At 61.2% G+C, this 24,011-nt stretch carries 21 protein-coding genes; 14 read left to right on the forward strand and 7 right to left on the reverse strand.

Features of this window, described 5'->3' with window-relative positions; genetic code table 11:
* The first annotated feature begins 43 nt into the window (after positions 1-43).
* From HDF10_RS13715 to hpnI, 4 genes are all read left to right on the forward strand, one after another.
* Positions 44-535 carry a hypothetical protein gene (locus tag HDF10_RS13715; protein WP_183814320.1) on the forward strand — a complete coding sequence of 164 codons (492 nt, stop codon included), beginning with the start codon at positions 44-46 and terminating at the stop codon, positions 533-535.
* A gap of 224 nt (positions 536-759) precedes the next feature.
* Complete coding sequence (locus HDF10_RS13720) at positions 760-1,983, forward strand: ABC transporter permease (RefSeq protein ID WP_183814322.1); 1,224 nt, start codon at positions 760-762, stop codon at positions 1,981-1,983.
* A 40-nt stretch (positions 1,984-2,023) separates the two neighbouring features.
* A complete protein-coding gene (locus HDF10_RS13725) occupies positions 2,024-3,271 on the forward strand; it encodes an ABC transporter permease (RefSeq protein ID WP_183814324.1) in 1,248 nt (415 codons plus the stop codon).
* Positions 3,272-3,458: 187 nt separating this feature from the next.
* Entirely contained in the window at positions 3,459-4,631 is a 1,173-nt protein-coding gene (hpnI, locus tag HDF10_RS13730; protein WP_183814327.1) for a bacteriohopanetetrol glucosamine biosynthesis glycosyltransferase HpnI, read from the forward strand.
* 281 nt (positions 4,632-4,912) lie between these two features.
* Here hpnI and HDF10_RS13735 read toward each other — a convergent pair whose 3' ends face one another.
* Both HDF10_RS13735 and HDF10_RS13740 read right to left on the reverse strand, forming a co-directional pair.
* The gene (locus HDF10_RS13735; protein WP_183814329.1) at positions 4,913-6,268 is read right to left on the reverse strand and encodes a GDSL-type esterase/lipase family protein; all 1,356 of its coding nucleotides are present in this window, start codon (positions 6,266-6,268) and stop codon (positions 4,913-4,915) included.
* Positions 6,269-6,495: 227 nt separating this feature from the next.
* Positions 6,496-7,128 carry a glyoxalase superfamily protein gene (locus HDF10_RS13740; protein WP_183814331.1) on the reverse strand — a complete coding sequence of 211 codons (633 nt, stop codon included), beginning with the start codon at positions 7,126-7,128 and terminating at the stop codon, positions 6,496-6,498.
* 258 nt (positions 7,129-7,386) lie between these two features.
* Between HDF10_RS13740 and alr the strand changes: the two genes are divergently transcribed.
* Complete coding sequence (gene alr, locus HDF10_RS13745) at positions 7,387-8,583, forward strand: alanine racemase (protein WP_183814333.1); 1,197 nt, start codon at positions 7,387-7,389, stop codon at positions 8,581-8,583.
* Positions 8,584-8,779: 196 nt separating this feature from the next.
* On the opposite strand, the gene HDF10_RS13750 is transcribed toward alr, so the two are convergent.
* Positions 8,780-9,610 (reverse strand): alpha/beta fold hydrolase, encoded by an 831-nt coding sequence (locus HDF10_RS13750; protein WP_260177879.1) that lies wholly within the window; start codon positions 9,608-9,610, stop codon positions 8,780-8,782.
* A 122-nt stretch (positions 9,611-9,732) separates the two neighbouring features.
* On the opposite strand from HDF10_RS13750, the gene HDF10_RS13755 reads away from it, so the two are divergent.
* From HDF10_RS13755 to HDF10_RS13765, 3 genes are all read left to right on the forward strand, one after another.
* Entirely contained in the window at positions 9,733-9,945 is a 213-nt protein-coding gene (locus tag HDF10_RS13755; RefSeq protein ID WP_183814335.1) for a hypothetical protein, read from the forward strand.
* On the forward strand, positions 9,945-11,009 hold the full coding sequence (locus tag HDF10_RS13760) for a Gfo/Idh/MocA family protein (protein WP_183814337.1): 1,065 nt from the start codon (positions 9,945-9,947) through the stop codon (positions 11,007-11,009). The genes HDF10_RS13755 and HDF10_RS13760 overlap by 1 nt, the downstream gene beginning before the upstream one ends.
* A gap of 212 nt (positions 11,010-11,221) precedes the next feature.
* Positions 11,222-11,659, forward strand: coding sequence for a hypothetical protein (locus HDF10_RS13765; protein ID WP_221271712.1), 438 nt, complete (start codon positions 11,222-11,224; stop codon positions 11,657-11,659).
* Between the two features lie 192 nt (positions 11,660-11,851).
* Here HDF10_RS13765 and HDF10_RS13770 read toward each other — a convergent pair whose 3' ends face one another.
* Entirely contained in the window at positions 11,852-12,736 is an 885-nt protein-coding gene (locus HDF10_RS13770) for a LolA family protein (protein ID WP_221271714.1), read from the reverse strand.
* Between the two features lie 142 nt (positions 12,737-12,878).
* Positions 12,879-13,886 (reverse strand): endolytic transglycosylase MltG, encoded by a 1,008-nt coding sequence (gene mltG / locus HDF10_RS13775; RefSeq protein ID WP_183814341.1) that lies wholly within the window; start codon positions 13,884-13,886, stop codon positions 12,879-12,881.
* A 307-nt stretch (positions 13,887-14,193) separates the two neighbouring features.
* Here mltG and HDF10_RS13780 point away from each other — a divergent pair, with 307 nt between their 5' ends.
* Both HDF10_RS13780 and HDF10_RS13785 read left to right on the forward strand, forming a co-directional pair.
* Positions 14,194-14,673, forward strand: coding sequence for a GreA/GreB family elongation factor (locus HDF10_RS13780; RefSeq protein ID WP_183814343.1), 480 nt, complete (start codon positions 14,194-14,196; stop codon positions 14,671-14,673).
* 103 nt (positions 14,674-14,776) lie between these two features.
* On the forward strand, positions 14,777-15,415 hold the full coding sequence (locus tag HDF10_RS13785) for a CDP-alcohol phosphatidyltransferase family protein (protein ID WP_183765816.1): 639 nt from the start codon (positions 14,777-14,779) through the stop codon (positions 15,413-15,415).
* Positions 15,416-15,608: 193 nt separating this feature from the next.
* Here the strand turns inward: HDF10_RS13785 and poxB are convergent, their stop codons facing one another.
* Positions 15,609-17,345, reverse strand: a complete 1,737-nt coding sequence (gene poxB / locus HDF10_RS13790) for a ubiquinone-dependent pyruvate dehydrogenase (protein ID WP_183814345.1) — start codon at positions 17,343-17,345, stop codon at positions 15,609-15,611.
* Positions 17,346-17,443: 98 nt separating this feature from the next.
* Here poxB and HDF10_RS13795 point away from each other — a divergent pair, with 98 nt between their 5' ends.
* From HDF10_RS13795 to HDF10_RS13810, 4 genes are all read left to right on the forward strand, one after another.
* Positions 17,444-18,364, forward strand: a complete 921-nt coding sequence (locus HDF10_RS13795; RefSeq protein WP_183814347.1) for an isoaspartyl peptidase/L-asparaginase — start codon at positions 17,444-17,446, stop codon at positions 18,362-18,364.
* Positions 18,365-18,405: 41 nt separating this feature from the next.
* On the forward strand, positions 18,406-18,708 hold the full coding sequence (locus HDF10_RS13800) for a hypothetical protein (protein ID WP_183814349.1): 303 nt from the start codon (positions 18,406-18,408) through the stop codon (positions 18,706-18,708).
* 10 nt (positions 18,709-18,718) lie between these two features.
* Positions 18,719-19,462 (forward strand): endonuclease III domain-containing protein, encoded by a 744-nt coding sequence (locus HDF10_RS13805; RefSeq protein WP_183814625.1) that lies wholly within the window; start codon positions 18,719-18,721, stop codon positions 19,460-19,462.
* A 161-nt stretch (positions 19,463-19,623) separates the two neighbouring features.
* A complete protein-coding gene (locus HDF10_RS13810) occupies positions 19,624-23,316 on the forward strand; it encodes a TonB-dependent receptor (protein WP_183814351.1) in 3,693 nt (1,230 codons plus the stop codon).
* 106 nt (positions 23,317-23,422) lie between these two features.
* On the opposite strand, the gene HDF10_RS13815 is transcribed toward HDF10_RS13810, so the two are convergent.
* Positions 23,423-24,010: a hypothetical protein gene (locus tag HDF10_RS13815; RefSeq protein WP_183814353.1), complete on the reverse strand. Its 588-nt coding sequence runs from the start codon at positions 24,008-24,010 to the stop codon at positions 23,423-23,425.
* Position 24,011 lies beyond the last annotated feature (1 nt).

Raw genomic sequence — 24,011 nt, forward strand, 5'->3', positions numbered from 1 at the left:
GCAAAACCATGCAGTTCAACCCAGACCTTAAGGAGGTCTAAAAATGAACCACCGATTGCTCTCGAAAGTCTCAATAACCACAGCGTTCGTTATGATCGTTTGCTGCGTTGTGATGTCCAGCACTCCCGCCCCGGCTCAATTGCCGGATTCTTCTAACCTTTCTCACGAGCGGGGATGCTCGAATAGGACGCTGTCCGGCGATTATGGCTTCGCTTCCCAAGGTGTCCTACTTAACGTCCCCGGTGTCCCACCCGGAACACCATTCCGCTCGGTCGGCGTGGCTCATTTCGACGGCAAGGGTAGTCTGACCTGGGTGGAACACACGGTCGTTGGCGGCGTGCCGCTAAACACCGGTTGGACTCCGGCCACCGGCACTTATTCCGTCAATCGGGATTGCACTGGAACGGCGGTGGTTTTCACCCCCAACAGCCCTGTTGCACTGGATCTGGCCTTTGTGGTGGTCAGACAGGGCAATGAAGTCCATACTGTGCTCGACGCGAATGCAATCACCACTGTCTTCACTAAAGTCGACTAAGTGCAAGAGACAGGTTTCCCAGGCCTCGTTTCTGAGACCTGGGATGCCAGGTTCTACGTCACAATTTCTGGCCGACCCACATCGTAAAGTTGACACCTCTTTGGGGCTGGGTGAACAAACCCCGCTTGATTGCGTATGAGAGAGCAAGGGAAGTCTCGCTTTGGAGACCCCCTCGGGCTGGTAGTCTCAAGCGTAGTATCAAGCGTATCCAGGGTAGACAGGCAATGGAATTCAAAGAGGCCGTAAAGATCGCGCTGCAGTCGCTCTGGGCGAACAAGCTTCGCTCGGTGCTGACGCTGCTCGGCGTTGTTATCGGCGTAGCCAGCGTAATTGCGGTAGTGACGCTGGTCAACGGCGCGAACACCTATGTCACCACAAAGTTCGCCAGCTATGGCGCAGATGTCTTCACCGTCTCGAAGATGCCTCAGATCATTACCAGCCCGGAGGACTACCAGCGGTATCAGAAGCGCAAGGACATCCTCTACCCTGACTTTCAGTATGTGGCGGCGAACTGCAGGCACTGCATCGGGATTGGCGCGCAGCAGGCCGTGATAGGGAAGATCGTGCGCGGGACCGAGTCCTCGACCGATACCAACATCCGGGGGTATACGTGGCAGATGCCTTCGCTGCAGAACCTGAACATCATGCAGGGGCGCGGGTTCACGGAGGCGGACCAGGAGCATGCCTCGCATGTGGCGATCATCGGGACCGATATTGAGGACCATCTTTTTGCGGGAGTGGATCCGCTGGGACAAGAGCTGCGGGTCGACGGCACTCCGTACACAGTGATTGGGATCAGCGAGAAACAGGGGAGCACGTTTGGCGCGAGCCAGGACAACTGGGTGGCCGTGCCGCTGACGGCGTTTCAGAAGAGCTATGGGACGGCGAAGACGCTGACGATTTATGTGAAGGCGGGCGCGGCTGGACCGGTGCTGGAGACGGCGGCGGACGAGGTGAGGGTTCTGGTGCGATCGAGCCGGCATGACGCTCCGGGAGCCGAGGATTCGTTTGAGCTGGATACGAACAACACGCTGGTGGGATTCTTCAGCATCGTGACGCGGTCGTTTGGGGCGGTGGCCGGGGCGGTGGCGCTGATCTCGCTGGTGGTTGGCGGCATCGTCATTATGAACATTATGCTGGTGAGCGTGACGGAGCGGACGCGCGAGATCGGGATCCGCAAGGCTCTGGGCGCGCGTCCAAAGGACATCCTGATGCAGTTTTTGATCGAGTCCGGGACGATGGCGCTGGTGGGCGGAGTCTTCGGCGTGATCGGGGGAATCCTGGTGGCGCAGGTGATTACGATTCTGGCCGGATTTCCTTCGACGATTGCGCTGTGGAGCGTCATTGCCGGGCTGGTTATGGCCACCGGTACGGGAATCTTTTTCGGGGTCTATCCGGCGCGAAAGGCCGCGCAACTGGATCCGATCGTGGCGCTGAGATCGGAGTGAGGCACGGCGTGAGTAGGGACAGAGGGCAGGGAGGTCGTTGATGCAGATCGCCGATACGAAAGAAACGGTAGTGATGGCTCTGGATACGCTGCGGGCGAACAAGCTGCGCAGCGGCCTGACGATTCTGGGAATTGTGATTGGCGTGATGACGGTGATTATCATCTCGTCGGTGATTAACGGATTGAACTCGAGTGTGTCTGGCCTGGTGGAGTCGCTGGGGACGAATGTGATCTGGGTCTTCCGGTTTCCTGTGATTGGGGTGCGGCCTACGACGGAGATGCTGACGCGGAAGCAGTTGACCTACGAGGACGCGATGGCGATGAAGGAGTTGCCGCATGTGGTGGCGGTGACGCCCGGATTGCAGTATCGGGACAAGAGCGGGGTGGAGGGTACGGTCGCGGTGAAGTACGGCAGCAAGATCATGGAGGGGACGACGCTGGAGGGGGACACGGCGAGTGTGAAGGATGTGTATGAGCTGAACTTGAGGGATGGCCGCTTCTTTAACGAGAGTGACGTTGAGCGGGCGGCGAACGTTGTCGTGCTGGGGATCGATACGGCGGACGGGCTGTTCGGCGCGACGAATCCGGTGGGCGAGGAGGTGACCATCGCGGGCATGACCTTTACCGTCGTGGGGGTGATGGACAAACAGAAACAGGCGTTTGGGGGAGGTAAGAACCCGGAGGACAACAAGGCGTTCTTCCCCGTGACTACGTTCCACAAGATCCACCCGGAGATATTGGATTACTGGATCAGCCTGAAGTTTGATGACCAAAAGAACAAGACGCTGGTGCAGGATGAGCTGGAGGAGCTGCTACGGCGCAGGCGGAAGGTGAAGAACGAGGCGCCGGACAACTTCGCGATCTTTGGAACCGATTCGCTGACCCGTCTATGGACCACGATCACGGGTGGCCTGTTTTTACTGCTGTTTGCTCTCTCGAGCGTGGCGTTGCTGGTGGGTGGCGTCGGCGTGATGAATATTATGCTGGTCAGTGTGACGGAGCGAACGCGGGAGATCGGGGTGCGCAAGGCGATCGGCGCGAGCAAGCAGACCATCCTAGCGCAGTTCACCCTGGAGGCCATTACGCTGTGCGCTGTCGGCGGCGTGATTGGCGTGCTGATCGGCAGTGCGATCGCTCTGGTGCTCCACCTCTTCTTTCCTTCCATGTTATCGGCGCTGTGGGTTGCCCTGGCCTTCGGGTGCTCGTGCGGGATCGGACTTCTCTTTGGCATTTACCCGGCGTGGAAGGCGGCGAATCTGAATCCTATCGAGGCTTTGCGGTATGAGTAGCTGGCGTGTCCTGCCGGACGGGCGCCCTGCGCGTGGCCACCCCGCAAACGAAGACCTGTTTGCGGGGACCCCGGTTCGCAGCGGTCACTTCGTGACTTGTATACCCCTTCGGTTGGCGCTCCCGTTGGTCGCGAGGGAGATGATTTCGACCAATGGATGCCGCTGTGATAGCCGTTAGACTAGTGGGATGGCCATCACCATTGAGGCGATCACGACGCTGTTGACCCTTGCGGGTCTGGCTTATCTGCTGCTGGCGCTGTGGGGGACGCGGGACTTTGCGCACTACTGGCGGCGAAAGAGCGTCGATGCCGGCTTTGCGCCGGACGTTACGATTTTGAAGCCGGTGAAGGGTGTGGACCAGCGGATGTATGCCGGGCTGGTGAGCCACTGCCGGCAGCAGTATGCGGGTCGGTTCGAGATTGTGTTTGGCGTGAGCAGTCGGAACGATCCGGCTGTGGGCGAGATCGAGCGGCTGCAGGCGGAGTTTCCTGGATGCGCGATTCGGCTGGTGGAGTGCCGGGAGCGGCTGGGGACGTCGGGCAAGGTGAGCAATCTGGTCCAGATGCTGCGCGCGGCTCAGTATGAGTATGTGGTGATCAACGACAGCGATATTCGCGTCTCGGCGCAGTATCTGACGCGGGTGATGCGGTGTTTTTCGGATGCGAAGGTGGGGATGGTGACGGCTCCTTATATTGGCCGGACGGCGGAGGGCGGGGCGGTGTGGTCGCGGCTGGAGGCGCTGGGGATCTCGACGGATTTTCTGCCCGGGGTGCTGACGGCGCGGAGGCTGGAGGGCGGGATTCACTTTGGGTTGGGGTCGACGCTGGCTACCAGCAAGAGCGTGCTGGCGAAGGCGGGGGGGCTGGAGTCGCTGACGGAGTATCTGGCTGACGATTATGAGATGGGCGCGCGGATCGCGGGGGCGGGGTATCGCGTGGAGCTTTCGAACGAGGTGGTGGAAACGACGGTGCCGGAGTATCACTTTGGCGGGTTCAAGGACCATCAGCTGCGATGGGCGCGCTCGACGCGGGACTCGCGCAAGCTGGGCTACCTTGGGCTGGGGATTACGTATGCGGTGCCGTGGGCGGTGATGACCTGCGTTGCGAGCGGGCTGGCGCTGTGGAGCTTCTCTTTGCTAAGTGTGGTGCTGTTGGCTCGAGTGGCGGTGGCGCTTTCGGTCGGGGTGGGCGTGCTGGGCGATGAACAGGTGCTGCGCGATCTTTGGCTGCTGCCGTTGCGGGATTTTTTTGGGTTGGGTTTCTGGATGTGGAGCTTTGCCGGGGATACGGTGGTGTGGCGCGGGGAGTTGTTCGCGCTGCGGGATGGGCGGATTACTCCTGTGCATCCTGTCGGGTCTTAGGCTGCGGGCCGTGTCGATCAGGCGGTGAACTGCTTCAAGAAGATAGCATGTCCTGCCGGACGGGCTCCCTGCGCGGGAGGCGGTCACTTCGTGACTTGTATACCGCTTCGCCTGGTCCTCCCGTTGGTCGGAGGGAAGATGATTCCGACGGATGCGAAATACGGGGGGTCTCTCCGCTGCGCGACAGACGATGAGACTGTCTGTCGCTTCGGTCGAGATGACGATGTTTGGGGTGGTATGGGTGGGTTGTGGAACAAACAGCGGCTATTTTTTTACTATCGCTACTTTTTCCCGAGGATGGGGGCAATGGCCTTGCCTACGTTGGCGGGCATGATTCTGGGTCGGGCGGAGGGGGCGACCTGGGCGGCGAGGTTGGGTGGCCAGTAGGGGTCGGTGGCGGCGACGGGGCCTAGCGGGACGTCAGGGATCTTGGTGCTGATGGCGGTGTTCATGGTGTCGATGAAGGTGTTGGCTACGACGGCGTATCCGACGTTGGTGGGGTGGATGCCGTCAAGGGCGAAGATGCCGCCGAGGAAGCTGGAGGTTCCGGTGTAGCCGTCGATGGTGACACCATTGGTGAAGGCCTGGTTGAAGAGGGCGTTGATGTCGACGAGAGTGGCGTTGGCGGCTTTGGCCTGAGCGGCGATGACCTGGTTGAAGGCTGCGACCTGGGCCTGGACAGTGACGACCTCGGCGGCGGAGAGGACGCCGGAGTCGGAGATGGGCCCTTGTTGATGGCCGGTGAGGATGAGGGGAATCTCGGCGGTGCCGGTGGGGTTGACGAGATCGCCGGGGACGATGCCGAGGACCTGGCTGAGAACTGCGGTGGGAAGGCCGGTTTGGGCGGAGACTTCGCCGAGGACGAGGGCGGCTGGGGTGAGATAGGGGACCCGGGTGACGTCGGGGATGTTGCCGATGACGAGATGGGCCGGGGCCTTGGTGGTGAGTTCGGTGATGAGGGCCTGGTACTCACTGGTGAAGGTGGCGACGGAGGTCATGCTGCTGGGCATACCGGTTATGTCGGCGACGAGGGCGTCGTTGTTGCCGATCCAGAGGAAGATGGTGGTGGGCTGGGCGTTGATGGCGGAGGTGGCCTGGCTGTTGGCCTGTCCGTAGCCGAGGCCGGGGAAGCCGAGGACGAGCTGGTTGAGCTGCTGCTGGCCGGGAGCGGGATTGACCAGCGGGACGGTGTTCATGACGTCGTTGAGGAGGGCTCCTGGAACGGCGAGGTCGGTGACCTGGGTGGCGAAGTTATCGCGGCCTTTGGTGGTGCCGGGAGCGGTGGTGATGACGGGTGGTGGTCCGAGCGATTCGAGCTGCAGGACGTTGGGCGCGCCGGGATAGCCGATGAGAGGTTGGATGATGTTGAATCCGGCTTGGGCGGCGAGGACGGGCGCCCAGCCGTGGACCTGGGTGGTGTCGAGGAGCGAACCGCTCTGGAAGCCTGCGGTGAGGGAGTCGCCGAGGAAGACGGTGTTGGAGAAGTTGCCGATGTTTTTGGCCTGCTGGGCCTGGAGAGCTGCGAGCTGTTTGGCGGCGTTGCTGCTGGCGCTGTCGTTGTTGCAACCGGGGAGGGGGAGGGTGAGAGCGGCGGCTAGGCTGGCGTACAGTGCAACTGAACGGCTATTCATTTTCATGGCGACGGACGGACCCCTTGGAGACGCCGCGAACTCCAGGTGGAGGCGCGGCGGGTGTGCTTTCTGCAGACGTGGCTTTGTATCACACTCGGGGTGCGATGGGGAACAAGAGGTATTTGGGGCAGGGGGTGAGTTTGGTTCCGGCAGTGTCGCCATTTGAACTCCGGATACGAAGAGTGAGGTGGACTGCGGGCTGGAGATGGCCAGTTTTCAACCGGATGTGACGTTCAACCGTAGGTAACGAAGGAGAGGACATTGCCGTCGGGATCTCGCACGTGAAAATCAGTTCCACCCCAGGGGTGCCTGGTGACCTTTTGAGCAAACTCGACATCCCGCGACTTGAACTCTTTGAACAGGCCTTGAACGTTTGAGACTTCGATGGAAACAACGATTAATGATTTCTCCTGAGCGGCGGCTTGAGCGAAGAAGGGTTGGTGCACGAAGCGGAGGTGCAGGCAGACGTCATCTCGTGAGACTGCGCCATAAAACGGAGGCAGGCCATGGAGGAAGTCGATCTCGAAGCCCAGCTTCTGTTGGAAGAAAACGGCGCTTGTCGTGACGTCGCGCACGAACAAGATGGGCGTGACCTTTTTGAGGACTAGCTGGCTGGATGGAGCGCGCGGCGTTCTGGTTGCTCCGGCGGTTGCCGCTTTCAGGTCTGCCCATTTTTGATAGCCAGCTTCAACTGCGACGATCTCCTGCGCCAGGGCAAGGGGGAACTTGAGCGCCAGCACTTCCTGGTCTGTCAAAGACTGATAGCGTTCGAGGCGGCGTACTCGTTCGCCGATGGAATAGTCTCCTTCGCGATGCCAGCGGAGGAACAGTTTGGCTTGCTTGCGGTAGGTTTCAATGGTGGGCATAGGCACATCCCGGCTGAGATTTTTTCAGCGGGCGGGCCTGGCCCTTTCGGCAGAGGGTGCCGACGTGCCCCACGGGAACAGCCTTATGTTAGGGCGGAGGGTATTTCGTGTCAAACGGCGTGACTCGTGGCTCCGGCGTCGCCATGCGTTCGCTGCGATTCTCGGCAGCTGCCGTATCTATTCACAGTACGACCGTATCTGTGGAGGTATTTGGGGAGGTATCTGCTGGAGGGGGGAAGGCGACGGTAGGATAAGGATGTGAAGAGCTGGGTGGAGGTTTCGGAGGGGCGGCTGGCGGGGAACTACGGGCTGCTGCGGGAGGCGGCTGGTAGGGAGACCGCGGTGCTGGCAGTGGTGAAGGCCAATGCGTATGGGCATGGGGTGGCGGTGTGTGCTCCGGTGCTGGCGCGGGCGGGTGCGGAGTGGCTGGGGGTGACCGATGTGGCGGAGGGCGCGGGGGTTCGGGAGGCTCTGACTGGGGCTGGAATTTCGCTTGGGGAGCAGCCGGGAGTGCTGGTGATGTCGGGGTTGCTGCGCGAGGATGCGGTGGATGTGATTCGGTATGGATTGACGCCGGTGGTTTGGCTGAGAGAGCAGATGGAGTGGCTGGCGGAGGCTGCGGGGCGGAGTGGGGGCGGTCCGGTGGCGGTGCATGTGGAGATCGATACGGGGATGGCTCGGCAGGGGGTTGCGCCGGGGCGCGAGTTGGAGGCGCTGCTGGGGTGGGTGACGGTGCAGACGGCGGTGCGGGTGGATGGGGTGATGACGCACTTTGCTTCGTCGGAGGTTGCGGGGTCGGCGCAGACGGTGGCGCAGAGGAAGAGATTTGAAGAGGCGATGGGTGCGGTTCGGGCGGCGGGGTTGCGGCCGGGGTGGGTGCATGCGGGGAACTCTTCGACGGTGGATAACCAGGGTGCGGAGGGAAACCTGGCGTGGCTGCGTGGGCAGGCTGGTGGGGTTGGGGCAAAGTCGATGGTGCGGGCAGGGATTGCGCTTTATGGGTACTGTCTGCCGATTGAGGGTGGGGGCTTGAGTGCGGTGCGGCAGGAGCTGCAGCCGGTGATGACGTGGAAGACGCGGGTGATTGGGGTGCGCGAGGTGCAGGCGGGAGAGACGGTTGGGTATAACGGGATCTTTGTGGCGGAGCGGGCGATGCGGTTGGCGCTGCTGCCGGTGGGATATGCGGATGGACTGCGGCGGGAGCTTTCGGCGTCGAATGCGCGGGCTGGTGGGTGGGCGATGGTGCGAGGGCAGAGGGCGGCGATTGTGGGGCGGGTGTCGATGAATTTGACGGTGGTGGATGTGAGCGGGATTGGGGGGGTGGTGCTGGGGGATGAGGTGGTGGTGCTGGGGGATGGCGTGACGGCGGAGGATCATGCGCGGTTGGTGGGCACGATCGCTTATGAGATTGTCTGTGGGGTGCAGGCGGCGAAGCGTTGTGGGATTGCCGGTTAGGCCAAGATAACCAATGCGAAGTGCGCCCTGCGCGGGCGGCGGTCACTTCGTGACTTGTATACCCCTTCGGTTGGCGCTCCCGTTGGTCGCGACGGAAGATGATTTCCGACCAACGGGAGGAGCACGCGAAGCTCTAAAAAGGCGTGTGAACGCCCGCCCTCCGCGCAGGAGGCCCGTCCGGGACATTCGCTTCGATCTAGCTTTGGGGTTGGTGTTCGCTGAGGAAGGCGAGCAGGGCTTCGTTGAATTGTTGCGGCCGCTGAAGCGGGGCGAAGTGGCTTACCCCTTTGAGGAAGACGAGCTTTGCATCTGGGATGTTGTGGGCGAGATATTCGGCGTGTTCGTTGCGGATGAACTCGTCGTGCTCGGCCTGGACAATCAGGACTGGCACGCTGATCTGGGATAGATCGTGCGCGGAGTAGTTGGGCTGGGACCTCATCATGACGCCGATGGCCTCAGCGAACTGGTGGAAGTGGTCGGGTGTGGCGGAAAGTTGGGCGTAGTCCTGCAAGTGGCGCGAGAGGCAGCGGGAGAGCAGGGGGTTGTGTTGGTTGATTTGTTTCAGGCCGCTGGGGTCCATGTTGCAGCCGAAGAAGAAGGCGCCGGCGACGCGGGTGGGGGCTTGTGCGGCGATGATGAGAGCGATGCAGGCGCCGTCGCTCCAGCCGATGAAGGTCGCTTGTTTGAGATGCAGGGTGTCCATGACGGCGAGGACGTCGGAGGCCATGAGCTCGTAGGTGTAGGGGCGGGTGTCGCGTGTGCTGCGACCGTGGCCGCGGCTGTCGATGAGGATGACGCGGTGGCCGGCTTCGAGGAGCGCCGGGACTTGATGACCCCAGTTGCCGCTGTGGCCGAGGCCTCCGTGGAGGAGGAGGACGGGCGTGCCGGTGCCGTAGGCGGCGTACCAGATGCGGGCTCCCTCGTGTTCGACGTGGCCGTGGAGTTGGAGCGGCGGGAGTGCGACGCCTTCGGCTTCGAAGTTGTTCAGCCCGTCGTCATTAATTTCGTCTTGCATCTCTAACTTCATCTCTGAGTGGACCTCCTCGAGCTGCTGTAGAAGAAGTCTATCGTTGTGGTGGAGCGGTGCCCCATTTGCGTGCATGGCGGGTGGGCCGTTAACATCAGCTGAGAGAAACGAGGAAACACTTCATGGAAGCTATCAGCGCAGCGCGTCGTACCGAAGATATCGCGCTCGATCTACTCAAGTTTGTTGCAGCGCAGGCTAATGTTGGAAGCAAGTCGGCTGGGTCGACCGGTTTCGGAGTTCCGTCTTCGGCCAAGGGTGAGGACCAGGTGACGCATCTGCTCGAGCTGTATGCCCGCTGCCGCGAGGCGGTTGAGGCTCCGGTCGAAAAGAAGTAGTGGCGGGCGGGCAGGCTCTGCGGGTCGCGGTGATTGGGGCGGGAGCCTTTGGGCGGAATCATCTGCGGGTGCTGCGGGAGTTGCAGCAGGCGGGGCAGGCGGTGGAGCTGGTGGCCGTGGTGGATCGGGATTCGGCGGCTGTGGCTACGGCTTCGGAGAAGTTCGGGGTGCCGGGCTTTGCGACGATCGAGGCTTGCCTGGCTGGAACACAGAGCGGGGTTGGGCGGCTTGATGCTGCTTCAGTGTGTGTGCCGACGGTGCATCATGCGAGTGCTGCTGCTCCGCTGCTGGCGGCTGGGGTGGATCTGCTGATCGAGAAGCCGCTGGCGGCTAGTCTGGCCGATGCGGATTCGATTCTGGAGCTGGCTCGGAGGCATGGGCGCATCGTGCAGGTGGGGCATCTGGAGCGGTTCAATCCGGCGGTGACGGCGGCGCGGGAGCATCTGCATAAGCCGATGTTCTTTGAGGCGCATCGGCTGAGCATCTTTACGCCGCGATCGCTCGATGTGGATGTTGTGCTGGACCTGATGATTCATGATCTGGATATTGTGTTGAGCCTGGTGGCTTCGCCGGTGCGCGAGGTGCGGGCGGTAGGGCTGCCGGTGCTGTCGCGCAAGGTGGATATCGCGAATGTCCGGGTGGAGTTTGAGAGTGGGTGTATTGCGAACTTTACGGCTAGCCGGGTGAGCACGGAGCGGGTGAGGAAGCTGCGATTCTTTCAGCCGCATCAGTATCTCTCGCTGGACTTTGCGCGGCAGGATCTTTTGATGATCGATGTGACGGCGGCTGCGGGGATGGATCCGGCGATGCTGGCTGCTTTGGCGGAGAAGGCGGGTGCGCAGTTGGGAGCACATCCTTCGGCGGGGCTGTCGCTGAAGAAGGTGACGGTGGAGCTGGGGGAGCCGTTGCGGCTGGAGATTGAGGCGTTTCTGCAGGCGGTTCGTGAGCGGACGCGTCCAGTGGTCTCGGGCGAGGATGGGCGGGCCGCGCTGGCGCTGGCGCTTGAGATCAATGAGGCGATTGCGGTGCATGCGGAGCGGGCGGGGCTTCGGGATTTTATGTAACTGCGCCTTGCGCGGGCGGCGGTCACTTCGTGACTTGTATACCCCTTCGGTTGGCGCTCCCGTTGGTCGCGAAGAGATCTTGTGCCGACCATCGGGAGGCCTGGGCGAAGCCGGTATACGCGTCACGAAGTGACCGCTCCACGCGCAGTGGGCCCGTCCGGCAGGACAGAGCTTCGATCCCTTATTCTTTGCTGATGAGATCTTCTCGTGTTGTGATGTTTGCGTTGTGGGTCGGGCGGGTTGCGCTGGCGGTGACGCTGCTTTCGGCGGTGGCGGATCGATTTGGGTTGTGGGGGCCGCCTGGTTCTCCACGAGCGGCGTGGGGCGACTGGGCACACTTTGTGGCTTACTGCGGCGTGTTGAATGGCTTTGCGCCGAAGGCTTTGATTCCTGCGCTGGCGTGGATTGCGACCGGGTTTGAGATTGTGTTTGGAGTGGGGCTGCTGATTGGATACAAGCTGGAGTATGTCGCGTATGGGGCGGCTGGGCTGTTCACGTTGTTTGCGCTGGCGATGACGTGGAGTCTTGGCGTGAAGTCTCCGCTGGATTTCTCGGTGTTCGCGGATGCGGGTGGTGCGTTGTTGCTGGGGGCACTGGCTTCGGTCGTCAAGCACGAGGGGCGGCGGTCGGAGCGCGGCTCGTATGTGTGACCGATGCCGGGGAGCGGTGGGCGGAGGATTAGCTTCAAAGTGCTTCGGTCGAGATGATGGTCCTGCCGGACGGGCGCCCTGCGCGGGCGGCGCCCACTTCGTGGGGTGTATACCGGCTTTGCCTAGGGCCTCCCGATGGTCGGCACAGATCATTCTTCGCGACCAACGGGAGCACCAACCGCAGGGGTAGAGTTAGTCCATTTTTTTGATGGGGACGTTGTCGGGGATTCTCAGTTCGAACTGGTCGTCTTCGAGCTTTTGATTGAGGGCGAGCTTGGTGAGGGTTAGGGTCAGGGTGTACTGGTCCTGCGGGCGGCGGATCTCGATCTTCATAGGGAAGGGGGTGTCGCCGAACTTCTGGTAGTTGCTGTAGAAGGCGCGGGTGACGACGGTGCCATCGGGGCCGTAGATGTCTTGCTGGTAAGGGAGCAGGTTGGCGCGGCTGATGTGGATGACGCGAACGGTGTGGGCGGTCTGGCCCCGGGGCTGGGCGAGAAACTCAAGGTCGTAGTCCGGCTCCTCGATAAGGTCTTTGGGATTTTTATCGTTGGCGATCACCCGCGTGTCCTGGGTGAGGGAGACGACCTGATCGGGGCCGAGGCCGTGGATGAGAAGGGAGTCGAAGAAGACGGCGGGGCGGAGGTTTTCGAGGCCGTTGGTGGAGGGCTTGGTGACCTCGCTGGTACCGGTCATGGCCAGATTTCGCCTGGGTACCCAGAGCCTCCAGGTCTTGCCGTCGCTGACCATGTCGAGCGCTACCGAACCGAGAAAGGGGACACGCAGGAGGACGCGGAGGTCCTGCGGCTTTCTGAGGAAGATGTAGCCGCTGAAGCTGGGGTACTGGGTCTCTTTGCCCTGGCGGCCGCCGCCGGTAGTGGCGACGATCTCTACGCTCGCGTTCATGGTCTGGGCGGCGTTGAAGCGGACGTCGACCTGCTTGAGGAGATCTTCGAGCTCGGCGTTGAGGACGACGTCGGCGGGGCGGGTCTTGGGGACGATGCGGGTATGGGTCAGGCAACCGGTCAGCGCCGGAGCCAGCCCAAGGATTGCCATCGCCGCCGCTTGTCTTATCCTCATGAGCACAAACTTCAAGTATATCTTTCCGGCTCGGTTCCGGTGGTTCAGGCCGTGACGCGGTAATCTTCGACTATTTCCGTGTACGCATTGGATGTTTTGAGGTTCCGATGCGTTTCTGAAACTTCCTGGGTAAAGCGGTTGATCAAGGGGTCACTCCGGTGCCGGAGAGCTGCTGTTTCTGGGCGGCGCGGTAGGACTGGACCTGCTGGGCGTGCTCCTGCAGGGTGGCGGAGAAGCGGGTGTGGCCGGAGGCGTCGCTGACGAAGTAGAGGTAGTCGGTGCGGGCAGGGCGCATGGCGGCGCGGAGGGCGGCGATGCCGGGGTTGGCGATGGGCCCGGGGGGCAGGCCGGTGTGTTTGTAGGTGTTATAGGGGGATGGGGACTGGAGATCGGAGGCGTAGATGGTGCCGCGCCAACGGTTGTCGAGCAGGGCCGCGTAGATGACGGTGGGGTCGGTGGCGAGGGGGATGCCTTTGGCGAGGCGGTTGACGAAGACGCCGGCTACGAGGGGGCGCTCGGCGTCCTGGCGGACCTCTTTTTCGATGAGGGAGGCCATGATGACGGTGCGGGCGACGTCGTTGGTGAGGCCGAGCTGGGCGGAGACCTGGTGGAAGCGGCGGACCATGGCGGAGAGGATCTGAAGCGGCGTGGCGTGGCGGGAGAACTGGTAGGTGTCGGGGAAGAGATAGCCTTCGAGCGAGACGGGGGGTGGTCCGTCGGAGGTCCAGGCGGCGATGAGTTCGGTGTGCTGGCGCTCGGCGGCGAGGAAGGCGTCGCGGGGGCCGAAGCCAGCGGCCGCGGCTGCCTGGGCGATGTCGAAGATGTTGAAGCCTTCGGGGATGGTGAAGGCGCGGGTGTAGACGTCGCCGTGGAGGATGCGCTGGTAGACGTCGGTCATGGGGAGCTGGCCCTGGAAGCGGTACTCGCCGGCTTTGAGGGTGCCTCCCTTTTTTAGGCGGAGGAGGTAGAAGGCGTAGCGGCTGCGGATGACGCCGCTGTGTTCGAGCTGGGTGGCGATGGTCTCGGTTCCGGTGCCGGGGGCGATGTCTATGAAGGTCTCGGTGGAGGGGCCGTAAGGCGTGTAGATGACGCCGGCTGCGACGGCCAGGGCGATGAGCAGAAGCAGGAGGAGGATAGCGAGAAACTTCAAATGCGTGCTCCGTGTTTTTTCTGACGGGATGGGGCTGTCGTCGGACTACCCGTCGGGCGATTTTCCGGGCTATCGACAGGTTGACTGCGGATTGGCGAGGGTTATCTGGCTCGTTGTTCTCATTTTACGGCTGACCTTTCCGGATAACCGAGGCGTGCACGTCCGTAGACTCAAGTTTGTGACTGCCGATGGGTGGGAAGGAGGCGCTGGGGTGGTTTTGCGGTCCGCCATCGTATAATCGAGTTTTGATCAGAATGCGTTGCCGCGCGAAGGGTTGCGCGCTCGCCAGTACCATCCGGAAGGCCCCATGCCAGAACAAGTAAAAAAGAGGCTTGCAGAAGAGATCAAGTTGCTGGAGCACGAACTTACGACCGAACTCCCTGCAGAGATCAAGAAGGCCGTCGCACTGGGCGACCTGAGTGAAAACGCGGAATACCACATGGCCAAGCAGCGCCAGGTCTTCGTCAACGCCCGGCTGGGGCAGTTGAAGAAGCGGATGGGCGAGCTGGCGATGGTGAACCTGGTGAATATCCCCAATGACAAGGTTGGGTTCGGCTCGCGGGTGACGGTCTTCGACTCGAGCAAGGACGAGGAGATCCAGTATCAGCTGGTGACGAGCGAGGAGTCGGATGTGTCCAAGGGATTGATCTCGACGACTTCGCCGATCGGCCGGGCGCTGCTGGGCAGACAGGTTGGCGATACCGCTACGGTGATTACGCCGAACGGCAAGCGCGAACTTGAGATTCTCAAGCTGCTGACCATTCACGACGCCCCCGAGGAAGCATAGACACGCGGCATCGCAGGTGTGGTGCACGTGTGGCGATGTGATTATCGATTGTGATAACAAGGAAGCGGTAGAGACGGGGGATTCGCCCCGGAGGATTTGTTTTTTGACCTGGACAAGCGCATTCGGTAAAGGCAGCGGCTGGCTGCTGCAGAAGATTGTGAACGGCCTAGCGCTGACCCGCATCTCGCCGAACGCACTGACGTTTATCGGGCTGGTGATCAACATTATCGCGGCGTGCTTCTTTGGATTTGCGCGGCCGAATAATGCCAATCGGATGTTTTTGTATGCGGGGCTGATCATCATCGGGGCCGGCGTCTTCGACATGGTTGACGGGCGGGTGGCGCGGAAGACGAATCAGGTTTCGGTGTTTGGCGCGTTCTTTGATTCGGTGATGGATCGCTACTCGGATGTTGCGATTTTCTTTGGGTTGCTGATCTACTACGCGCGTGGAAACCGGTTGTTTTATGTGGGGCTGGTGGCGTTTGTGATGACGGCGTGCGTGATGGTGAGCTATACCCGCGCGCGGGCTGAGGCGCTGATTGGGACTTGCAAGGTTGGGTTTATGGAGCGGCCGGAGCGCATCGTGTGCGTGATTCTGGGTGCGCTGTGTAACCGGTGGGGCGTGATGGCTCCGGCGCTGTGGGTGCTGGCGCTGTTTGCGACGCTGACGGTGATTCACCGCATCCGCTACACCTATCTGGAGACTGAGCGCAGGAAGTTGCTGGCGGCGCAGGCGAAGTAGGCGAGCAGTCCTGCCGGACGGGCACCCTGCGCGGGCGGCGCCCACTTCGTGGGGTGTATACCGGCTTCGCCCGGGCCTCCCGATGGTCGGCACAAGATCTTTCTTCGCGACCAACGGGAGCGCCAACCGAAGGGGTACATAAGTCACGAAGTGACCGCCGCCCGCGCAGGGCGCCCGTCCGGCAGGACACACCCTAGGGCAGGATTCGCTGGAGGATGTTGGTCTTGGCGAGGTCGATGATCTCGTCGCCACGCCCGCTGAAGACGCTTTTTGCCATATAGAGCGAGAAGCCCTTCATCTGGTCGAGGCTGATGTGCGGCGGCATGGAGAGCTCCTGTCGATTGACCATGACTTCGATCAGTGCAGGCCCCGGAGTTGCGAATGCCGTCTTCAGTGCAGATTCGAGGTCGTTTGGTTTCTCGACGCGAACGCCATGAATTCCGATGGAGTTGGCGAGATCGGCGAAGCTGGGGTTGTCGAGGTCAGTGCCGTAGTTGACGATGCCGCCCGCTTTCATCTCGAGTTCGACGAAGGCTAGAGCGCCGTTGTTGAAGACGACCATCTTGATGGGGAGCTTGAGTTGGCGGAGGGTGAGGAGATCGCCGAGCATCATGGCGAGGCCGCCGTCGCCGGAGAGAGTGACCACCTGACGCGTGGGGAAGGCTGACTGAGCGCCGATGGCTTGGGGGACCGCACAGGCCATCGATCCGTGGGAGAAGGAGCCGAGGAGACGACGGCGTCCGTTCATGGTGAGGTAGCGGGCCGACCAGACGGTGGGGGTGCCTACATCGCAGGTGAAGATGGCGTCATCGGCGGCTAACTGGTCGATGAGTCTTGCGACATATTGCGGGTGGATGGGCGTCTTGTTGTCGTCCGGGCCGGCCAGTTCGTTGAGACCTTCGCGGACTTTTTTGTAGTCCTTTGTCCTGGCGTCGAGGTGGGCGCGGTCGGTCTTTTTGGTGAGCAGGGGGAGGAGTGCGGCGAGGGTGTCCTTGATGGAGCCGACGAGGCCGAGGTCGACCTTGGTGCGACGACCGATCTGGTTGCCGCGGAGATCCACCTGAATGATCTTCGCGTGGCTGGGGAAGAACTGCGGATAGGGGAAGTCGGTGCCGAGCATGAGCAGGACGTCGCAGTCTTCCATGGCGTGATAGCCGGAGCTGAAGCCGATAAGGCCGGTCAGTCCAACGTCGTAGGGATTGTCGTACTCGATGTGCTCCTTGCCGCGGAGCGCGTGGACGATGGGGGCCTTCAAGGCTTCGGCGGTTGCGATCAACTCTTTGTGTGCGCCCTTGCAACCTGCGCCGCCGAGGATGGTGACCTTTGCTGCGGAGTTGAGGATCTCTGCGGCGTCGCGCAGCTCGTCGTCGTTGGGGCGGATGACGGGCTTTGCGCTCCTGATGGGGATGAGGTTGTGATCGGGAGGAGCGCTGTGGAGCAGGACGTCGCCGGGTAGCACGATGACGGAGACGCCGGAGAGGTTGATGGCGGTGCGCATGGCGATCTCGAGCACGCGGGGCATCTGCTCGGGGATGCCGACCATCTCGCAGTAGTGGCTGCACTCTTTGAAGAGATTTTGCGGGTGAGTCTCCTGAAAGTAGTTGGTGCCGATCTCGGCGCTCGGGATGTGCGCGGCGATGGCGAGGACGGGGACTCGGTTGCGATGGCAGTCGAAGAGTCCGTTGATGAGATGGAGGTTGCCGGGGCCACAGCTTGCGGCGCAGACTGCGAGGGAGCCGGTGAGATGCGCGTCGGCGCCTGCGGCAAATGCGGCTACCTCTTCGTTGCGCACGTGAACCCATTCGATGGTGCCGTCGCGGCGGAGGGAGTCGGTAAATCCGTTGAGCGAGTCGCCCGGGAGACCGTAGACGCGCTTTACGCCGGCGTTCTTCAGGCTTTCCACGATCAGGTCAGCGATTGTCTTTGCCATTCTTGTCCTCGGTTTTTTCTGCAGGTTTCGCAACAAGTGGGCTTGATGGAATGGGATGGTCTAAATCCCGTAGACTTGATCCCGTAGACTTGGATGCGATGAGTGTGAAACCAGTTCTGTTAATTCATGGCGGTGCATGGGCGATGCCTGACGACGCCATCGCGGCCCACGAAGCCGGCATCGCGAATGCGCTTGCTGCCGGTTATTCTCTGTTGGAACGAGGTGCGGCTGCGGTGGATGCCGTGGAGGCAGCGGTCGCGGTGATGGAGGACGATGACACCTTCGACGCAGGGCGTGGATCGTTTCTGACGCAGGACGGCCGGGTGCAGATGGATGCTTTGCTGATGAATGGGGAGAACCTTCGTACGGGGGGCGTGGCTTGCGTGGAGCGGCTGCGGAATCCGATACGGGCGGCGAGGCTGGTGCTCGATAAGTCGCCGCATGTGTACTTTGTCGGGACGGGAGCTGAGCGGTTTGCGCGGCAGCATGGCATGGCGCTCTGCGACAACTCGGATTTGGTGGTGCCGCGGGAGAGGGAACGGCTCTATAAGGCTCAGGCTGACGAACTGGCGGGGCTGCCGGATGAGACCTTCTCGGGGAGCCTTGAGTCGCACGATACGGTGGGCGCGGTGGCGCTGGATGGGCATGGGAATATTGCGGCGGGGACGAGTACCGGCGGGACGTTGAATAAAGCTCCGGGACGGGTTGGCGACTCTTCGCTGATCGGGTGTGGGTGTTACGCGGATAATCTTTCGGCGGCGGTGTCGCTGACGGGTTGGGGTGAGCCGATTATGAAGCTGGTGCTGGGGAAGTGGGCGGTGGATCGTGTGGCGGCTGGGGCCAGTCCTGACGAGGCTGCGCATGAGGCGATTGATTATCTCTTCAACCGTCTGGGTGGGCATGGCGGGATTATTTTGCTGGGACCGGATGGGCGCGTGGGGATGGCGCACAATACGCCGCGTATGGCCTGGGGTTTGCAGACGGCTGCTGGGACACAGCTGGGCGTGACTCGGAATTGAAGTTAGAGGGGCTTGGTATGATGTAGGCCTGCGGAGGCTCTATGCGTGTTGCTGCGATAGCGTTGTTTCTGTTGTTGGCAGGCGGTAGCCTTGCGGCGCAGGTAAACGCTTCGAGCGCGTCCACAAACCTGAGCTTACCGACAGCAATGGCCAGAGGCCATGAGGCTTCAAAAGCCAGCGACGTGGTGCATCCCATAACGCTTAGTCAGAGTTATGAACACTATGTCCACGAGATCCCGCTCGCGCCGGACAAAGATCAATACTTGAAGCCGGTCTACTCTGCTTGTCAGGAGCACTTAGCAGTCAAGAACGCGGTAGCTACGCCTTGGCTGCCGAGGAAATAAAATATAGGTGATGCTGGCTGCGCCGTTGTTTACCGATACGCGTCTGGAGGAGATTCATCGCCGTCTGCTGGCGCATTACGATCGGCCACCGGTGCGGGAGGTGTGGGATCCGCTGAAGCAGTTCATCTACTCGATGCTGTCGTCGCGGACGAAGACGGAGATCTCGCTGGAGGTCATCCGTCGTCTCGAAGAACGCTTTGGTAGCTGGGAGAATCTTCGCGACGCTTCGATTCCGGAGATCGAAGATGCGATTCGAGCGGTGACGTTTCCTGAACCGAAGGCGATCAACCTGAAGACCGCGTTGGAGGAGATTACGCGACGCTGTGGATCGCTCTCGCTGGAGTTTCTCAAGGGGTATCGCACGGACAAGATTCGCTTGTGGCTGGAGCGCTTCGATGGGGTGGGGGTGAAGACCAGCGCGGCGGTGGTGAACTTCAGCACGTTGCGAAGGCGGGCAATGTGCGTGGATAGCCATCATCTTCGAGTGACGCAGCGGCTGGGGTTTGTCGGCAGGAGTGCGGATGCGCGGGAGACGGAGAGCCGGTTGATGGCGATGGCTCCGGTGAAGTGGCCGCCGGAGATGCTGGACGAGCACCATTCCTTGATCAAGATTCATGGTCAGCAGCTTTGTACGAAGAATCATCCGAGGTGCGTTGCTTGTCCGCTGCTTGATCTTTGCCCTGCCGGTGCAGGTGCCTGGGAGAAGGGTGTGATGGGAGCCGGGCAGGCAAAGTCCACAAAACAAGGTCATTGAGCGGCGATTTTGAAGGGGGGATTGCACAGGTAATCACGCGGTCCCCGGTTTCCCCTTGCGTGCTGAATGGTCATTCATGTAGAACATCGCGTCGTCAAAGTTGTCGTTCGGGCCGTCGCCAACGGGGCTGGGCCTGCCGACACAACGGGGGAGCAACACGCATGTTTAACTTCAAGTCGCGGCTTTTCTGCTTCAATGCTCTGGCCGCTGTTCTTCTTCTGGTGTGCTTTTTCTCCACCGGTATACAGGCTCAGAATATCTCTACAGCGCAACTCAATGGCACCGTTCACGACCAGACCGGAGCGGTGATTCCGAATGCTGCCGTTTCAATTACGGATGAATCAAAGGGCTTCTCGCGTTCGACGACCACGGACGCGCAGGGAAACTATCGCCTGCTGCTGCTGCCACCAGGGACCTACACGGTGCAGGCGACGGCGACAGGCTTCAACACCTATATCAGCAAGAATGTGATTCTGACGACGGGCGAACAGGCTGAACTTCCATTGTCTCTTTCGGTGGGCTCGACGCAGATTGTTACGGTGAGTTCGGGTGCGGATATCATCGAGACGCAACGGAGCTCGCAGTCCACGACGGTCGATCAGCTGCGGATTGACAACCTGCCGACGAACGGACGCAACTACATCAACTTCACCCTGACGAACTCGCAGATTGCGCGTGACGCTGCACCTTCGGTGGGTGCGATTCCGACCTCGGGGCTGAACTTTGGCGGAGTTCGGGCGCGGTCGAACTCCATCAATGTCGATGGCGCCGATGCGGGGGATTACATCTCCGGAGGCACGCGATCCACGGTGTCGCAGGACGCGGTGCAGGAGTTTCAGATCATCACGAACGGCTTTGCGGCGGAGTATGGCAGGGCGTCGGGCGGCGTCGTGAATATTGTGACCAAATCGGGAACAAATGCGACCCATGCAAGCGCCTTCGGGTTTCTGCGCAATCGCTACATCCAGGCGACGAACCCGTTTTCGACCGTCGATCAACCGGCGTACACGCGGGTCCAGGCGGGGTTTACTATTGGCGGCGCGATCGTTCCGGATAAGACGTTTTACTTCTTTTCAACTGAGATTACGCGGCGCCAGGAGACAGGCTTTTCGGATATCGGCTCGAACAACTTTGGACTGACGAAGATCGATGTGAGCCAGTTTTACGGGCTTCCGGGCGGTGCGCTTTCGATTCAGGGAACGCCCGAGCAGCAAGCGTTTCTGCAGGCCGCTCCACCGACCACTCCGGGGATTCAGCAGTACATTGCGCTGGTCGGATCGGGGTCATCGCTGGCTACGACTGGTCAGAATCCTGCGTTTCTGCAGTCGACGATTGGACCCAGGAACTTTGTGACCTCGGGTCAGCCGACGCCTGCTTCGTTTACGCCGCTCAACAGCCTGATCGGAAACTTTCCCGTAACGGAGAAGACGGAGATTTATTCGCTGCGTATCGATCACAAGCTGACGAGCAATCAGCAACTGGTTCTGCACGCCAGCGTCAGCCCCAGCTACATTACGGGCATCGAGGAGAGCGCGGCGAACCAGAATATCGGCGAGAACTCCTTCTCCCGCACTGCGACGCAGAGCCTGCATGACGTTGCGATTGCGGGGCAGCATACGATCCTGATCGGCAACAACAAGGTGAATGAGCTGCGCTACCAATATGCGCGGCATCCGGTACGATTCGCCAATACGGACGCACCTGGCGGCAGCAGTACCGCTGTGAATATTCCGGGCTATGCGTACTTCGGCAAGACGCCGTTCTCGGTCGTCGACCGGATCGAGAATCAGAATCAGCTGCAGGATAACTTTACGTACACGCGTGGCGGTCACACCTTCAAGGCTGGGGTGGACCTTCGGTACATCCCGATCAATCTGAAGCAGGGGCAGCTTTATGGCGGCGGCGACTATACGTTCGCTGCGTTGAATGCAACCGATGTTTCGCCCTTGCTTGAGGGGCTGCCAGGCTTCTCGCCGGTGCAGGCTTACGGCCTGGGAATTCCGCAGTCGTTCGCGCAGGGCATCGGTCAGACGACGTACAAGTACGATCTGAAGACGCTTGGCGGATTTCTGCAGGACAGCTGGCGCGCCACCAGCAGACTGACGTTGAACCTCGGGATTCGGTACGACATTGAGGCCTTCCCGACGCAGCTTGCTTTGAATTCGAATACGAATGACGCGGAGAGGATCTACGGGATACGCGAGGGCATTCGGCTGCAGGATAGCAACGTTGCGCCTCGGGTTGGAATTGCGTGGGATGTGCGCGGCGATGCGAAGACGGTGATCCGCGCGAACTACGGGCTGTTTTACGATCGCGCTCCGGGAAATCTTCAGTCGCAGTCGAGCATCTTCAATTCAACCAAAGTGCCGCTGGTGATTCTTGGCGGCGGGACTCCGTGCAGTGTGGCGAGTCCGAATGCCGCGGCGAGTCCACTGAATCTGAACGCTTCGAATACGTTTCAGGGATCGCTGGCAAATCCGAACTGCCTGGGCGCGAGTGCTGCGGGGGTCAACTATCTTCCGAGTCAGCAGCGGTTCGACCCCAACAACTCGAACTCCGTCTTCGTCAATCAGAACTTTCTGGCTGCGGGTTTTCCTCTGGCGATTCTTCCCTCCGGCCTGCCTGCGTCCCTTCACTACGTGACGCCCTATGTGCAGCAGATCTCGTTTGGAGTGGAGAAGGACCTCGGGCGCGATCTTTCGCTGAACGTTGCCTTCAACTCGACCGGGGGGCGGCATCTGAACCGTCCTGTCAACGTGAATCCGGTTAATCCGCAGCTGCTCGTCGCCAACTGGCGAAATGCAGTGAACGCCGTGAAGGCTGGGACGGCAGCGCCTGGCACTGCCAGCCCGACATCAAACCCGCTGACGGTTGGAACGGCGGCTGGGGTTAATCCTTGCGGAGTTGGCCCCACGGGACCTTTTGTCACGCCTGCGCTGCTGAACTTCTTTCGCCGGTCCGGGTTGAACACCTCGCTTGCGACCTTTCTAGCGAATCCAAACGTGGGGGCTGGACAGTGCGTTGCCCTGGCCAGCGAGATTGCTGCCGGAGATGGGCTTGGCGTAGGCATTCCTGTTCCGTTCGGCGACATGACGCCTAACCTGACGACTGGCACCTCGAGCTACAACGCTCTGAGCGCAAATTTGAGGAAGCGCTTTTCGACGAACTATGAGTTTCTTGTGAGCTACACGTGGTCGCATGCGATCGACGACTCGACCGATGTGGTCTCGACCTCGGATGCTCCGCAGAGTAACTTTGTGCCCAATGCGGAGCGTAGCACCTCGACCTTCGACCAGCGTCATCGCCTGGTGCTGTCGGGGGTATATAACTCGGGCCACGTTGGCGGCTCGGGATTCTTTCCTGCGGCGTTCTCCGGAGTGACCGTGGCGCCGATCTTTGAGATCTCTTCGGGCCGACCATTCAATATTCTGACCGGAACCGATACGAACTTCGACTTCGATCCGCTCACGGACAGGCCGAACGCAGTTGCTCCCGGCAGTGGGAAGACTAGTTGCGGTACTGCCCCGGTGTTGTCCAAGTACTCTCCGACGGGAGCGTTCAATCTGCCGTGCTACGCGGATGCACCCGCCGACGCTGGCCCTGCGAGCAGCTACTTTGCCGGCAACCTTGGCCGCAATGTCGGGGTGAAGCCCTACACTGGGTTCACGGATCTGCGAATCGCGAAGGCTTTCACGTTTTCGCATGAGATTGCGCTGCAGGTGACTGCGGACGTCTTCAACCTGATCAACAAGAACAACACCCTGGACGTGAATCTGCTTTATACCGCGGCTGGCACGCCGACTGCGTCGTCCGATCCACGGCAGTTTCAGTTCGGAGCGCGCGTTTCTTTCTAGGATGCAGGGGTTGAGGTGATACCTGGAGAACCTGCGACGATGACCGGAGCCGCTGCCCGCCCCGGCAGCGACGCCAGCTCCTGCGGTTCCTCAGTAGGCAGGCACGCTAGTTCACCTTCAGATTGGCGTCGGCGTCCATGACCAGCGACTCGCCTTCGACCAGCAGGGAATGGAGTTTCAGCGAGTCGAGCGAGAGGGCGTAGCCGGTGGTTTCGGTCGAGCGGCTGAGGAGTTGACGCATCAGCACTGCGGCGTTGACCTTCATCTGTGCGGGGACCTTGTGGCTCAGGAAGGGGGCGAGGATGAAGTTCAGCTCCCTGGATTCGCTGAGCTTTTCGATTCGTGCGTCGCGAAAGCCGATGCTCTCCTCTTCGGCTTCGGGGATCAGCGAAACGTCGGTGTCGGTGGTGAGGGAGACGCCGAGGCAGGTGCCGCGGACGGATGTTCCGAGCTTGGATTTGGCATGAACGCGGACGACGATGCGGTCCTGCACGAAGGTGACGTGGGGTGATTCGGCGTAGACATAGCAGGGCGAGTTGGCGTCGCCGCGGAGGTAGTAGCGACCCTGCGGACCGTTGAAGAGCTGTGCCCGCAAGGTGCGCTCCAAGGCCTGTGCGGAGACTTTCACCTCAATCGCCGAGGCCGCGTGAGACGCAGAGAAGAGAAGAGCAAGGGGGAGCAGGATTCGGCGCATG

The organism is Tunturiibacter empetritectus, assembly GCF_014201375.1.
Classification (GTDB): Bacteria; Acidobacteriota; Terriglobia; order Terriglobales; family Acidobacteriaceae; genus Edaphobacter; species Edaphobacter lichenicola_D.